Origin of the sequence: Methanobacterium petrolearium (genome assembly GCF_017873625.1) — an archaeon.
Taxonomy (GTDB): domain Archaea; phylum Methanobacteriota; class Methanobacteria; order Methanobacteriales; family Methanobacteriaceae; genus Methanobacterium; species Methanobacterium petrolearium.
This window is the reverse complement of record NZ_JAGGKL010000005.1, coordinates 59,292-71,870: the sequence shown is the minus strand read 5'-3', so window position 1 is coordinate 71,870 and position 12,579 is coordinate 59,292. Positions and strand designations below refer to the sequence as shown.

Annotated in this window: 18 protein-coding genes; 11 read left to right on the top strand and 7 right to left on the bottom strand. The window is 37.3% G+C overall.

Going from position 1 to position 12,579, the window contains the following annotated elements; translation table 11 throughout:
- Positions 1 to 151 precede the first annotated feature (151 nt).
- A complete protein-coding gene (locus J2743_RS12235; protein ID WP_342451634.1) occupies positions 152 to 784 on the top strand; it encodes a PRC-barrel domain-containing protein in 633 nt (210 codons plus the stop codon).
- A gap of 82 nt (positions 785 to 866) precedes the next feature.
- Here J2743_RS12235 and J2743_RS05835 read toward each other — a convergent pair whose 3' ends face one another.
- A complete protein-coding gene (locus J2743_RS05835; protein WP_209625640.1) occupies positions 867 to 2,060 on the bottom strand; it encodes a cation:proton antiporter in 1,194 nt (397 codons plus the stop codon).
- 252 nt (positions 2,061 to 2,312) lie between these two features.
- On the opposite strand from J2743_RS05835, the gene J2743_RS05830 reads away from it, so the two are divergent.
- The 6 genes from J2743_RS05830 to J2743_RS05805 all read left to right on the top strand — a co-directional run bounded on the left by J2743_RS05830 (position 2,313) and on the right by J2743_RS05805 (position 5,573).
- Positions 2,313 to 2,861, top strand: coding sequence for a PadR family transcriptional regulator (locus J2743_RS05830; RefSeq protein WP_209625639.1), 549 nt, complete (start codon positions 2,313 to 2,315; stop codon positions 2,859 to 2,861).
- A gap of 11 nt (positions 2,862 to 2,872) precedes the next feature.
- Positions 2,873 to 3,331, top strand: a complete 459-nt coding sequence (locus J2743_RS05825) for a GyrI-like domain-containing protein (protein ID WP_209625638.1) — start codon at positions 2,873 to 2,875, stop codon at positions 3,329 to 3,331.
- Between the two features lie 107 nt (positions 3,332 to 3,438).
- Entirely contained in the window at positions 3,439 to 3,816 is a 378-nt protein-coding gene (locus J2743_RS05820) for a hypothetical protein (protein ID WP_209625637.1), read from the top strand.
- 49 nt (positions 3,817 to 3,865) lie between these two features.
- Positions 3,866 to 4,279 (top strand): DUF3795 domain-containing protein, encoded by a 414-nt coding sequence (locus J2743_RS05815; protein ID WP_209625636.1) that lies wholly within the window; start codon positions 3,866 to 3,868, stop codon positions 4,277 to 4,279.
- Between the two features lie 89 nt (positions 4,280 to 4,368).
- A complete protein-coding gene (locus J2743_RS05810) occupies positions 4,369 to 5,205 on the top strand; it encodes an amidohydrolase family protein (RefSeq protein WP_209625635.1) in 837 nt (278 codons plus the stop codon).
- A 62-nt stretch (positions 5,206 to 5,267) separates the two neighbouring features.
- The gene (locus tag J2743_RS05805) at positions 5,268 to 5,573 is read left to right on the top strand and encodes a hypothetical protein (RefSeq protein WP_209625634.1); all 306 of its coding nucleotides are present in this window, start codon (positions 5,268 to 5,270) and stop codon (positions 5,571 to 5,573) included.
- 24 nt (positions 5,574 to 5,597) lie between these two features.
- Here J2743_RS05805 and queC read toward each other — a convergent pair whose 3' ends face one another.
- The 3 genes from queC to larC all read right to left on the bottom strand — a co-directional run bounded on the left by queC (position 5,598) and on the right by larC (position 7,876).
- Complete coding sequence (gene queC, locus J2743_RS05800; RefSeq protein WP_209625633.1) at positions 5,598 to 6,293, bottom strand: 7-cyano-7-deazaguanine synthase QueC; 696 nt, start codon at positions 6,291 to 6,293, stop codon at positions 5,598 to 5,600.
- Between the two features lie 62 nt (positions 6,294 to 6,355).
- Positions 6,356 to 6,646: a DUF3795 domain-containing protein gene (locus J2743_RS05795; RefSeq protein ID WP_209625632.1), complete on the bottom strand. Its 291-nt coding sequence runs from the start codon at positions 6,644 to 6,646 to the stop codon at positions 6,356 to 6,358.
- 30 nt (positions 6,647 to 6,676) lie between these two features.
- Positions 6,677 to 7,876 carry a nickel pincer cofactor biosynthesis protein LarC gene (larC, locus tag J2743_RS05790; protein WP_209625631.1) on the bottom strand — a complete coding sequence of 400 codons (1,200 nt, stop codon included), beginning with the start codon at positions 7,874 to 7,876 and terminating at the stop codon, positions 6,677 to 6,679.
- A gap of 238 nt (positions 7,877 to 8,114) precedes the next feature.
- On the opposite strand from larC, the gene J2743_RS05785 reads away from it, so the two are divergent.
- On the top strand, positions 8,115 to 8,558 hold the full coding sequence (locus J2743_RS05785; protein ID WP_209625630.1) for an Hsp20/alpha crystallin family protein: 444 nt from the start codon (positions 8,115 to 8,117) through the stop codon (positions 8,556 to 8,558).
- Positions 8,559 to 8,590: 32 nt separating this feature from the next.
- Here the strand turns inward: J2743_RS05785 and J2743_RS05780 are convergent, their stop codons facing one another.
- A complete protein-coding gene (locus J2743_RS05780) occupies positions 8,591 to 8,779 on the bottom strand; it encodes a hypothetical protein (RefSeq protein WP_209625629.1) in 189 nt (62 codons plus the stop codon).
- Positions 8,779 to 9,282, bottom strand: a complete 504-nt coding sequence (locus tag J2743_RS05775; RefSeq protein ID WP_209625628.1) for an MJ1244 family protein — start codon at positions 9,280 to 9,282, stop codon at positions 8,779 to 8,781. Before J2743_RS05775 ends, J2743_RS05780 begins: the two co-directional genes overlap by 1 nt.
- A 266-nt stretch (positions 9,283 to 9,548) precedes the next feature.
- Here J2743_RS05775 and J2743_RS05770 point away from each other — a divergent pair, with 266 nt between their 5' ends.
- The 3 genes from J2743_RS05770 to J2743_RS05760 are packed head-to-tail and all read left to right on the top strand — an operon-like array spanning position 9,549 to position 11,416.
- Positions 9,549 to 9,995 (top strand): phosphatidylglycerophosphatase A, encoded by a 447-nt coding sequence (locus J2743_RS05770; protein ID WP_209625627.1) that lies wholly within the window; start codon positions 9,549 to 9,551, stop codon positions 9,993 to 9,995.
- Positions 9,996 to 10,003: 8 nt separating this feature from the next.
- Positions 10,004 to 10,813 (top strand): adenosylcobinamide-GDP ribazoletransferase, encoded by an 810-nt coding sequence (gene cobS, locus J2743_RS05765; RefSeq protein ID WP_209625626.1) that lies wholly within the window; start codon positions 10,004 to 10,006, stop codon positions 10,811 to 10,813.
- Positions 10,814 to 11,416 (top strand): tRNA (cytidine(56)-2'-O)-methyltransferase, encoded by a 603-nt coding sequence (locus J2743_RS05760; protein WP_209625625.1) that lies wholly within the window; start codon positions 10,814 to 10,816, stop codon positions 11,414 to 11,416.
- A 24-nt stretch (positions 11,417 to 11,440) separates the two neighbouring features.
- On the opposite strand, the gene J2743_RS05755 is transcribed toward J2743_RS05760, so the two are convergent.
- Complete coding sequence (locus J2743_RS05755) at positions 11,441 to 12,499, bottom strand: PQQ-dependent sugar dehydrogenase (RefSeq protein ID WP_209625624.1); 1,059 nt, start codon at positions 12,497 to 12,499, stop codon at positions 11,441 to 11,443.
- Between the last annotated feature and the right edge of the window lie 80 nt (positions 12,500 to 12,579).

The window sequence follows — 12,579 nt, the reverse complement described above, 5'->3', positions numbered from 1 at the left end:
ACTTTTCTTCTAATAATTCTTTTAGTACTTATACAAGTCAGTGAAAATCCTTTAATAATGAAAAAGGGGATGTGGTTTTGAAATTTGAGTAGTTTAATGCGTTATGATTTAAATTACTTGTGGTTCATTTAATCCATTTGGAGGAGTTTTTATGCCTAAAATAAATCAAAATAGTCTAAAAATTAGTGAAAAACTTTCAAGCGATAGTAAAAATATTTCTGGACTGCATGGGCAGATAAAAGAAAAATTAAGCCATGGAACAGACACAAATGATGTATCCAACCAAACAAACCCATTTCAAAATGAATATAGCCATCAGTTGTCAGAAGAATTGGAATTTGCCGCCAAAAGTGATCCCTACGCATTAGAACTTGAAAAAAGATTTATAACCGTGTCAAATGATTTAAACAACCTTGACAAAGATTTCATTGTGGAAAATGAATATGATGCCGGAAAAGGATATATTGACAAAAATATCAGTGCAACTGGTGATAATGTAAAGTTAGTCCCTGAATCTAGTTATGGAGGGATGAAAGGGATGAGTATTATGAGAATAAAAGATAAAATTATTGGTAAAGAAGTTGTGGATATCGATGCAAATTTAATTGGTAAAGTAAAGGATGTAGATGTAAATTTCCAGAACAAAACCATGGAAGCATTTATCATAGGGAAAGGTGGAATTTTAGAAGGTTTGGGTGGTTCTGGAAATGATATTATAGTTCCTCTTCACATGGTCATGGCTATTGGAGATAAAATACTCATAAACAGTGCACCTCAAATCTAGATTATGTATGAAAATATACTCTCTATTATGTATGAGAATATAATTTATACAACCATGTACCTGTAAAAAAAGGGGATAGTATTTACTGATTTCTTTGGCTATAAATTTTTGATAACGGCAGAGCTGTTACTCCATGGGCCACTACACTAACTAGTACTGTGATAAAAACCACTAAGATAAAAGTATCCTTTCCTGGAAAAGTGGTTAATCTTTCCAGAGCGTAACTAGTCAACACTACTGATGCTAATCCTCTGGGACCAAACCATCCCATGAACAATGCTGTATCCCAATTTATTTTAGTCCCGATTAAAGATATAGCCACCGGTAACATGCGGATAACAGTTAAACTTAAAATTACATAAAGAATTACCTGCCAGGTGATATGTGGCAGTAAACCGACAATAACTATGCCTAAAATGAAAAAGACAGTTAAATTTAAAAATTGCCCTTCTGTTTCTGCAAAATCCATTAAAACTTTACCTGCATCCTGAGTAATGTATCCTGCTGCCAGACCACCAACAAACGCTGCAATAAAACCACTGCCACCCATTTCATCAGCCACAATAAATGAGATTATAGCCAGAACCAAAAAAGCTATTCTCTGATATTCAGAAGTTATCCAGCTTTTGTCTCGTGATTTTATAACCAGCCAGGACCCTAAAAGTCCAACAACAAGACCTGCAAGTACTCCTAATCCTATCTGTTCCAGTGCAACTTTAATGAAGTAACCAGTAGGAGAAAATGTTTCTGCGGCCATGCCAATGCTAATGAAAACCAGTAAAAAGGGTACAACCAACCCATCATTTAATCCACTCTCAATTTCCAGTGCTTCACGGATTTTAAGTGGTATTCCCTTATTTTTCACCACTATCTGTCCTAAGGCAGCGTCGGTAGGAGCCAAAACCACGCCAATTATTGCTGCTTCCCAAAAAGTTAAATCAGTAAATATTAAAGTTGCAAGCACGACCCCCAGAATTATGGTTAATATAAGTCCAATACTAAGGAGTCTTGGAGGTAAGTTATTGGTTCTAAGATCTTTTAAGGGAACTCTGGATGCATCGGTGAATAAAACCAACACCAGGGCTATTTCTGCTATTAAAAATAATGTTGTGGAAATGGGTGGTTCTTTAATATCCACATAACCTGTAAAAAACCATCCTGATAAGATTCCAGCGAAAATAAATATCATCTGCGGACTAATTGGTAGTTTATCAATTTTTAAAGAGATTATGGCTACAATAAAAAGCATGATGAGGAATAATAATAGTTCAATCATTGTTATCTCCATTCCTATCTATACCATTCTTAGATAAAATCTTTTTGTTATTTATTCTATTTTTTATTATTTATTGTGAAAAAGATTATCTTGAATGCATTTCTGGGTTCAATAAAAAGATTACTTAGTGTATTGGAAAATTAAGGCATTATATATTCTGGAATAAGTAGAATTCACTTGCATTGTTTTACCGTTATTAATGTATTTAGTTAATCAGAACCTTTTTATATTATTATAAATATAGAATATTATATGCCTAGAATATCAGATTTAGAGGTAGCCATACTGGGCATGTTATATGAAGAACCACAGTACGGTTACCAACTGGAAAAGACCATTGAAGGATGGGGTATGCGTAACTGGACCCAGATAGGATTTTCATCCATTTATTATGTTTTAAAAAAGTTAGAAAAAAAGGAACTGGTCACATCAAAGCTAGAAAGAGTGGAAGGAAAGCCTTCTCGTAAGGTGTTCACCATCACTGATCTGGGGAGGAAGACTCTGAAAGAAAAGATTGTTGACCTGCTTTCATGGAATAAAAAGTTAATTAACCCTTTTGATCTGGGACTGGCTTACCTTAACTATTTAGAACCGCAAAAAATCATTGAATGCCTGGAAAATTATCTAGAATCAGCTGAAGGTAGGATTAAATTCCTGGAAAGCTCGGTAAAAATGCAGGAAGAACTAAACACACCTTATTACGTTGTGGCACTTTTTAGCAGGCCCTTGGCAACTCTCAAAACAGAGAGGGAATGGGTAACTGAATTCATTGAAAAAATTAAAAGGGAAGAAAATCTTTAGAAGGTGGAAAAATGGAAATAGTCGAAAAGAAACTTGGAAAAATGCAGGTTGCATACATAACCTATAAAGGGCCCTTTGATGAAATTCCTGTTCTCATGGGTGAAGTTGTGGGGTTCATAATGGCTAAAGGACTGCAGATGATGGGTCCTCCATATGGAATATTCTTCAACAGCCCCCAGGAAGTACCAGTAGAAGAGCTGATGTATGAAATAGCAATCCCATTTGCAGGGGAAGCAGAAGAAGAGGGAAAAGTTAAAATCAAAACAGTTCCTGAGCAAATGGTCCTATCAACCATATATAAAGGTCCTTACAGTGAATGTGGAACTGCAATAGGTGCCCTGGCACAATATGCCTACAAAAATGGATATGAAATTGTAGGCCCACTCATGGAAACTTACCTCTCAGACCCCAATGAAACACCAGAAAATGAATTACTAACCGAAGAATCGTTCCCAGTGATTAAAAAGTAGATTTAATCTATAAACATTCTATTTTTTCTTTTAGAGATGTTTATGAAATAGATTGAGAAAATATTTGGAATTATTAAGGAAATATTTGTAAATTAGTGGTTTTGAACATGAACAAATACTTGAAAATGATCTTTTTCGGATTGTTAGTGTGGCTGGTGCCATTTGTGGTATCATTTTTCATCTACCCATTGAAAACTGCAGGAAACCCACTATTTGAATCTATTATGCCGGTAACTCTTACTGTTATCGTGGTGGCCTTGGCATATTTATATCTAAAAAACTTAGAAACCGGTTACACAAAGGAAGGAGTTATGATCGGAGTTATCTGGTTTGTGATTAGTATAGCTATCGATTTGGTAATGTTTTTACCTCCCAATCCTATGCAAATGACTTTAAAAAACTATATGATGGATGTGGGCATCACTTACCTCATGATACCAATAATAACCTTTGGAATGGGATATCTGTTGGATTCAAAGGTTTAAATGTATTATCACATGAAACAAATAATTGAAATTTGTGGAAGGTTTGATTATGGGTAGAATACCGGATGAAACATCCCCTTGCGGAGTTTTTTGTGGAGCATGTCCCTCTTATGCGAAAAGCTGTTTAGGCTGCGGTTCTGAGGATCACCAGCAGCGTAGGAAAAGTAAGTGGAAATGCAAAATTAGGAATTGTTGTTTTGAAGAAAAAAATCTTAACTTTTGTATTGAATGTGATGAATTTCCCTGCCAATTACTAGAAAAGAAGTTGAAAAATTCTCATCCTGGCGAGGCCAGATTCAAATATCGCCATGAAATATACGATAACCTTAAAGAAATTAATGAAAAGGGTGTAAAAAACTGGATTAAAGAACAAAATAAGAGATTTAAATGTCCAAAATGCGATGGACGTGTTGTATGGTATAAATATGCATGTAATGAATGCGGATATGAATATTCACCTTAAATTGAACCTTATATGAAATTAGGTAAAATTAGGCAATTAGTGTAGCTAAAATCATGCTACTTGGCTACGTATTATTATGGAGATTTATTATGATCATTGACTCCCACATACACCTGCATCCAACAGAAAAAGTTGGAAAAATGGTTGTAGAAATGATTAAAGAGAAACATGGTGTGGATTATTACAGTTACGGCACACCAGATGATTATTTGAAAGACATGAAAAATGCGGGGATAGATAAGGCAATTATGGTTAGTTTCGCTCCGGATAACCAGCTTAAAAACAATAACTTCTGGACAGTGGCCATAACTCGACCAGGTAAAAACAGGCCAGCTAAATATCCCATGTTCATCCCATTTATCTCAGTAAGCCCCACCATGACCGGTCGAAAACCATTGGAGGAACTGGAACATAAACTCAAATGGGATATGAAGGGAGTGAAAATACATCCTGTGGCCCAAAAATTCGCTCCTGACGATGAACTGATGTGGCCAGTTTACCAATGGTTAACAGATCATGATCTACCGATAACTGCTCATTCTGGGATGAATATAGACACTAATTCTACCTATGGAGAGCCCAATAGATGGCTACCTGTACTGGAAGACTTTCCAGAGTTGAAACTGGTCCTGGCTCATCTGGGTAATGGATTTTGGGATCAGACAGTTGAAATAGCTGATAAATATCCTCAGGTGATGTTTGACACTGCTATTGCCATTTCACACATCAACTCCCCTACCACCTTAGATGATGAGGAAGCTGCTGACTTGATCAGAACTATAGGTCCTGAAAGAGTGATGTTTGGTTCTGATTATCCCTGGGTTGACCCTAAAAATGACATAGAACATATAAAAAATCTTCCAATACCTCAGAAAAGTAAAGAATTAATATTGGGAGAAAATGCAAAAGGATTCTTAAATTTATAAATTGAATTAAATTTATTGGAAATTTATTTATTAAAAAACAATACATTAGTAAGGGGATTTCCATGGGTTCAAAAAATAGTTATTCAAGGAGAATATCATCAAAAGAAGCAGATAATAATTTTATATTCATTTTAAAAAATAAATTATCATTTTTCCCCCAATTAGGAGAAGATTTCGTACTTAAAGAAAAGGAATCAGCACATGAAGTTAGGGTTGAGTCCTATCCATGCACCTGTAGGGGACCGGATTTACCCCATGAACATTACTTTATAAGGTGGGAAGGGCTTAAACAAGGTAATAAACTGGAAATTAAGAGAAGTTCCTCTGGAAAAGATGAATATTATTTGAAATATTTAAACCATGAGTGAATTCAAATCCACCCACCCTGAAAGTCACTTATCCCGATATTGGGTTTTATCCTCTACATTTGCAGATTTGAAGGCTCTTTTACGCCTCATGCATGATTCACACCAGCCACAATGTTCTTCTCCACCCATGTAACATGAGTAGCTGAGTTGCATTGGTGCTCCTATCTTATCACCTAATTTTACAATGTTTTCTTTGTGCATCCTGATAAGAGGGGCTTCTATCTGCACATCATCCAGTGAACCAATTTCCAGAACATTGTTGAAAGCATCTAAGAATTCTTTAGAATTATCGGGAAAGGTTGCTGCTTCTTCCAGATCCCATCCAACTATGATCTTCTCTGCGTCTTCTGCCTCGGCAAAAGATAATGCAATGGCTGTGAACACCACATTCCTACCAGGAACCCATACTTTCCGGGCAGTTTCATCACAAACTTCTTTATCATCCAGTTGATCTGCTTCAAGTTTGGGAATTTCATCCTTGCTGGTCAGTGCAGAACCACCCAGCTGGGTTAGCCAGGGAAGTTTGATAACCGTATGCTCCATGCCTAATTCTTCACATATAGCCATTGAAGATCTTATTTCCATCTTGACACTTCTTTGACCATAATCAAAGGTTACAGCATGAATATCATAATCTTTCACCAGGAGGGAAGTGGCTACTGTTGAGTCCAGACCTCCTGATAGAACAGATATCGCTTTTTTTCTGTTTGAATTATTCATTTTTAACACATTTTTAGAAGATTATCCTATACTTTAGTAGTTATAAACATGTTTTTAACTCTCTATTTAGATTTTAATCTTGTTATCCTGTCAGAAATAGATCTTTCATGCTCTTCATCAGAAATATTGGGATCTTTCAGTTCATTAAATATATTGCAGGGTAACTGGGAACATTCCCCACAATTTCTATAGGTTTTATCATTAACCGCACAATTGAAGATTGGGCAAACCTTTTTTGGCATTATTTCTTGGGCCCAGAAGGTTTTTCCTTTAACTTCATTACATCCCTGGCATGTTTCATTAAAAAACTGGCATTCCTGACAGACCAGTCCACATACTGCAATGTTTTTCATATTTTTTTCCTCCCAAAAGCCCATTGATAATCAATCATCTTCCACTTTTACATTCTGGTTAATGATTCTTATAATATCCTTTAAAGGAAGTCCCATTTCTCTGGAAATCTTTTTGGCATCCTCATATTCAACAGTGCTGTTAATTATCTCTTCACCGATCTTGGCCACCTTAATCCGTACAGTCCTTACCTTTCCATTAAAATCAACTTCAACTGGAATTATCTCCCGATCAACAATATGTCTATGGACATATGGCATGGTTCTAACACCCAGTGTTCCTGTTTCTCGGATTATGATTTCTGACAGTTTATTGTTCATGGTAGCTTTAGTTATCACCCTTAAAAGGTGTCCTGGCCTGTTTTTCTTGGCTATAGTTGGGATTATTGTGACATCCAGGGCGCCTTCTTCCATCAACCTGTCCATGGTGTTGCCTAAAACTTCTCCAGTAACATCATCCAGGTTAGTCTCCAGGATGGAGATTTCATCTGTGGGAACCGGTAAAATTCCTGACACAACCCTCAGTACATTTGGAAATTCCAGATCGAGTTTTCCAGCACCATAAGCAACTTTGTGATTAGTTATCATTGGGTAAAATTCACAGAATTCATCCACCATATTAACCAGCAAAGCTGCCCCAGTAGGAGTGGTTAACTCATAGTTTACTGGACCACCAGTTACAGGAACATTTTTAAGTATTTCCAGTGTTGCAGGGGCTGGAACACTTAGATCTCCATGTTTACTTTTAATCCTGCCCCCTCCGAGTGCTGGTGGTAGTCCATAAACTTTCATCTTATGAAGTCCTAATTCATGGAAAGCATAGGATGCACCCACTATGTCTGCCACAGCGTCTGCCGCCCCTACTTCATGGAAATGGATTTTATCAAGATCAATTCCATGAACACGGGATTCTGCAATTGCCACTGTTTGGAAAACTTTTTTAGCAAAGTTTAAAATAGTTTTTGTTACTTTTTCATGTTCTATGCTATCTAAAATCTCCAATAGATTGGTGTATCCCATGGCCTGGTGGTCAGAGCATCGGACATCGGCAAAACTGGCGGAAATTCCTGCTTTGTTAACCTCAGTTATTTCAACATCCACTTCACCAAAATGAGAACCATAAACTTCCATGACATCCCCAACTATCTCGCGATCTGCCCCTAAATTGATTAAAGCCCCAATTATCATGTTTCCAGATATTCCGGACTGTTGAGGGTCTATTATTAGAACCATAAATTATAATCCTCCAATATGGGTATATTCAGATTTCCTATTAATGATTATTTCCTTTGAATCTATATTAATCTGAGATTCACCCATTTTTCCTTAATTGTTGATCTGTTTTATATTATTTTACAATGACTATGTATCATTTTTTTGGGTTTTTCTGGGAAATTTTATATAATTGATTTGGTCATTACATTAATTGACTCGAAAACGAGGTTGACTCATAAACTATGAGGTGAAATAAATGAAAAATAAACGGAGTACTCGGGATAAAAAAGGTTTTATCGAGAAAATGATGGAAGATACCGCACGAACTATTGATAATATCAGTAAAGACATTGGAAAATCCATCATTGACTACACATTTGTTCCTGGGAAAGATATTCTCGAAACTGATGAGAGCATGATCGTTCATGTGGACCTGCCAGGTATTAAAAAGAAAGATATTGAACTGGATGTCACAGAAACCAGGGTCAGGGTAAAAGCTAATTTTGACTTTGAAGAAGAAACTAACCGTGGAACCCCTCTAAATCGCCATGATCGAAAATCAGGAGTTGTTAGAAGAACTGTCAGACTTCCCAAAAAGGTTATTCCTCAGGAAGCTGAAGCCAAATACGAAAACGGTGTTTTAAAGGTTGAAATTCCAAAACAGGAAAAAACTGAGAGTTTCAAGGTTGAAATTAATTAAATAGGTATATAATTTATACCTATTTCCTTTTTCTATTTTTCGTCATCAGTATCGCATTTCACAGGTAAATCTACCATGTGAAAGGTGTAATAACGGCTGAATCCACAGTCCCGGCATCGTATTTTGATACTGTACTCATCTACCTCTACATCATGAATAGTGGCATCTCCACAGTTATAACAGCTGGCACTCTTTTCAAGTTTCCATTTTTTAACAGCCATTACTGTTCCTCCTTTTCTACACCTTTTATGAGGTAGTATCTGGCTGCACCACAATTAGTGCACCATATTTTAGCTTTGTTTAAATCTATTCTTATTCTTTGAACAGCTTTTTCACCACAGTAAAAGCAAGGTACTTCTTTCTCAAGTAACCATGTTTCAGCTCGTTCTTTATCTTCATCTTTGTAGTTCACGATAATGCGCCGAATTGGAACCTCTAGAATGGTATATTTTTCACCTTCCATGGCGTTCATTACTGATTCTACAATTTCATCTGTTTTTTCTTCTTCCACCACACAACAAATAAGCATAGCATCGTTAGCATAGTCCCTGATGAGACTTATTGCTGACTTAGGATCTTCTTTAATAGAGAATCCCTTCCAATCCTGAGGAGACATACCTTTATATTCCAGGAGATAAAATCCGGTAATGCCTGCATCAGTAAGGGCATTCATAGCTTTTCCCAGATTTTCAACTTCTACGAAGACTCTAAGATGAACTCTCAAATTAACACCCCCATCTGTTGATCTATCCGCTTATAGGCCATCAAAATATCCTAACAATGGTAGGATATAATTTTCCATATTATCTAGACCAGATAATTGTAGTGATATTTATGTTAATATATATCTAAATAATTTATCCATAGGAAGGGTCAATGTATTGTTCACTACAAAATTCATACCAAATAGGATTTATTCACCCCTTTATTTAGAATAAATTATTTAGCAGTGCCCCCACTATAATTAATTAAAATTTATAGGTGTTTTTAATGGAAGATGAACAGATGCCCTACACTATTTATGAGTTAATGTCAGAAGTAGGGGTTGAAGTATCCCAACTGGTAGATGCAGGTTTAGAACTTCTGGCAGGAGTTGAAAGAACCAGGAAACTGGAAATTGTGCTGGAAGAACAGATCCGGAAATCGTTGGCAGATATCAATGTTGTAGTGTTAATTGTAGCCGGGATCAAGGTTGAAGAAGACCTTCAAAAACACAGAATCAGTGGGATCAATGTGGATGATGACCCAGCTTATCTGTACTCTGACGAGGTTCTAGGCATGGCCATTGCCAACCAAATTGCTGGCACTAAAGCAATATTCAACTTTAAACGGTATGATGAGGAGAAACCAGGGATTATTGGAACTTTAGGACCTATGCTGGATGATGTTTTTGCCGGTCTGGTGGCAGGTTCCATGTCCAAGGTTTTTGAGGAGTGATTATCGCCATGAACAGTTCACAAGGTAAGGATACCCTTTCTGATACCGAAAGGAATGAACGTGCACCTCTTAGCTGGCAGGGGTTTATGGGCCTGATATCCTTCTCCACAATATTACCCCTAAATATTCACAGCACCATTCCAGAAATGGCAAGGTTCACATTTTTGTGGCCTTTGATTGGGGCTTTCATTGGAATAATTGTGGGAGGTTTTGGTTGGCTGATTTTAGATCCATTACATCTACCCCAATTGTTATCAGCTGCATTGATTTACACTCTGGCCATTTCATTTACTGGTTTCCACCACCTGGACGGTCTGGTGGATTTTGGCGATGGATTAATGGCCCATGGAGATCCAGAGCGTAGAATAGAGATAATGCGAGATAAAAGAATAGGAACTGGAGGTCTGGCTAATCTTTTGACAGTTTCTCTAATAACTTTCACTGCCGTAACTACCATACCCCCAATTTACATTCTTACTGCACTTTTTACTTCAGAAATTGCTGCTAAAACGAGTTTGGTGAGTTGTGCAACGTTTTCCAAATCTTTGGATGATGGTACTGGACAGTACTTTGTAAAGAACATGAACTGTAAACTTCTAACAGTTTCCATAATTTTCGCTCTCCTGTTAGGATTCCTGGCTTTTAGTTACATAGGAGTCGTTGGCATAGTAGGGGGAGTGGTTGCTGGACTTATCATGGTTTTAATAACCAGGCGAAGTTTCAAGTATACAACCGGAGATATACTGGGAGCATCCAATGAGATAGGGCGGATGTTATCCTTAGTGGTTATGGTTATATTCATTTCGTGGGGTTTTTAAATGCAAGTTAATGTTTTACGTCTGGATCATCGCAGGCAACGTGATGCACGGATTACCACCCATGTTTGCCTGACTGCCCGTGCATTGGGAGCATCAGGAGTATTTTTAAGTGGTGACCATGATAAAAAGCTCATTGCAAATGTTCAGGATGTGGTTAAACGTTGGGGTGGTGATTTTCAGGTGGGATACCGTAAAGGATGGCAAAATCTCCTTGGTGAATGGAAAAAAGGAGGTGGAGAAATAATCCACCTAACCATGTATGGAGAGCCAGTTCAGGAGGTAACTCCCAAAATCAGGGCCTCAAATAAAGATAAACTGGTGGTGGTAGGTGGTTCCAGGGTTCCCAGTAAAGTGTATCAAGAGGCAGATTGGAATGTCTCGGTGACCACACAACCCCATTCTGAGGTTTCATCCCTAGCCATATTCCTGCACATGTTGTATGATGGAAAAGAAATGGAATTAGAGTTTAAAAATGGAGACATGAGGGTTATACCTTCACCTCATGGCAAAAATGTGTTAATAAGGGACAAAAAGGGAAATGCAAACAGAAATGGGAATAAAAACAAAGAAAATGATGATAATGAACCGGAAAAAAGTGAATGATCCAATAGACTACCCTAAAATTTCTTAATAATCCAGTTTAATCCTTATTATCTTATCATCTCCTGATTGGGGAGTTCCCCGACCATCACGATTGCAAGTGGAGATGTAAAGGTACCCTTCATGCTCCACCACATCCCTTATTCTTCCCAGATCCGTTAACAGGGTTTCTTCTCCCACGATGGTTTTTCCATCAGTAGACAAGTTTAATTTCCTTAGTTGAGAGCCTTTGAGACCTGCCACGTAAATAGCATTTTCATAGTAGGCTATTCCAGAAGGAGCTAAAGTGAATTCCGTGTAGGCCCTTAAAGGCTTTATGAATCCAGGTGCAGTATTATTACCTTCATAAAGAGGCCATCCATAGTTTCCACCCTTAGTTATAATGTTAATTTCATCGTTCATGGTTTGACCATGTTCAGATGCGTACATCATCCCCTGTTCATCCCAAGTTATCCCCTGTGGGTTCCGGTGTCCGTAACTGTAAACATAAGTTCCATAAGGATTGTCATCTGGAACTGTACCATCCGAGTTAAGGCGTAATATTTTACCAGCCAGGGAACTCAAGTTCTGAGCCAGAGCAGAATCCCCAGAATCCCCAGTAGTTGCATAGAGCTTTCCATCTGGCCCAAACTTCAGTCTTCCTGCATCATGTATCTGGGCAGCAGGAATGTTGTCAACGAGGATCGTTTCATTAGACAGCTGGTCTCTTTCCAGTTTGAAACGGGAAATGCGGTTATAATCACCAAAAGTATAGTAAAGGTAGATGTAATTGTTTTGAGTGAAGTTAGGATCTACAGCAATACCCAGAAGTCCTGATTCACTGTTTTGTGTTACATTAATGGTTCCCACAGTTTTAACATTCTGGTCTTCCAGAATACTGACATTACCTCCACGTTCAGTGAATATTAGACGATCATCTGGTAAAAATGCCAGTGCCCATGGAACTTCAAGGTTTTCTGCCAAGATTTCGGTACTGTAATTAGAACCAGTTTTGTTAACACCTTCAGGAACTGCCAAAAAGAAAACTACCAAAATAGCTATTAATATTATTGGAACCGCAATTATAACCAGTAACTTGGTTCGCATTTTCACACCCTACATTTAGTATGTAGTTTAACTAAAATGAATTTTGGGAAAATCTGATAAACATATAATTACAGTTAAAA

Excerpts from the sequence above, each read along its gene's own strand:
- J2743_RS12235 (WP_342451634.1), top strand. The coding sequence starts at position 152 with ATGCCTAAAATAAATCAAAATAGTCTAAAAATTAGTGAAAAACTTTCA.
- J2743_RS05835 (WP_209625640.1), bottom strand. The coding sequence starts at position 2,060 with ATGATTGAACTATTATTATTCCTCATCATGCTTTTTATTGTAGCCATA.
- J2743_RS05830 (WP_209625639.1), top strand. The coding sequence starts at position 2,313 with ATGCCTAGAATATCAGATTTAGAGGTAGCCATACTGGGCATGTTATAT.
- J2743_RS05825 (WP_209625638.1), top strand. The coding sequence starts at position 2,873 with ATGGAAATAGTCGAAAAGAAACTTGGAAAAATGCAGGTTGCATACATA.
- J2743_RS05820 (WP_209625637.1), top strand. The coding sequence starts at position 3,439 with ATGAACAAATACTTGAAAATGATCTTTTTCGGATTGTTAGTGTGGCTG.
- J2743_RS05815 (WP_209625636.1), top strand. The coding sequence starts at position 3,866 with ATGGGTAGAATACCGGATGAAACATCCCCTTGCGGAGTTTTTTGTGGA.
- J2743_RS05810 (WP_209625635.1), top strand. The coding sequence starts at position 4,369 with ATGATCATTGACTCCCACATACACCTGCATCCAACAGAAAAAGTTGGA.
- J2743_RS05805 (WP_209625634.1), top strand. The coding sequence starts at position 5,268 with ATGGGTTCAAAAAATAGTTATTCAAGGAGAATATCATCAAAAGAAGCA.
- queC (WP_209625633.1), bottom strand. The coding sequence starts at position 6,293 with ATGAATAATTCAAACAGAAAAAAAGCGATATCTGTTCTATCAGGAGGT.
- J2743_RS05795 (WP_209625632.1), bottom strand. The coding sequence starts at position 6,646 with ATGAAAAACATTGCAGTATGTGGACTGGTCTGTCAGGAATGCCAGTTT.
- larC (WP_209625631.1), bottom strand. The coding sequence starts at position 7,876 with ATGGTTCTAATAATAGACCCTCAACAGTCCGGAATATCTGGAAACATG.
- J2743_RS05785 (WP_209625630.1), top strand. The coding sequence starts at position 8,115 with ATGAAAAATAAACGGAGTACTCGGGATAAAAAAGGTTTTATCGAGAAA.
- J2743_RS05780 (WP_209625629.1), bottom strand. The coding sequence starts at position 8,779 with ATGGCTGTTAAAAAATGGAAACTTGAAAAGAGTGCCAGCTGTTATAAC.
- J2743_RS05770 (WP_209625627.1), top strand. The coding sequence starts at position 9,549 with ATGGAAGATGAACAGATGCCCTACACTATTTATGAGTTAATGTCAGAA.
- cobS (WP_209625626.1), top strand. The coding sequence starts at position 10,004 with ATGAACAGTTCACAAGGTAAGGATACCCTTTCTGATACCGAAAGGAAT.
- J2743_RS05760 (WP_209625625.1), top strand. The coding sequence starts at position 10,814 with ATGCAAGTTAATGTTTTACGTCTGGATCATCGCAGGCAACGTGATGCA.
- J2743_RS05755 (WP_209625624.1), bottom strand. The coding sequence starts at position 12,499 with ATGCGAACCAAGTTACTGGTTATAATTGCGGTTCCAATAATATTAATA.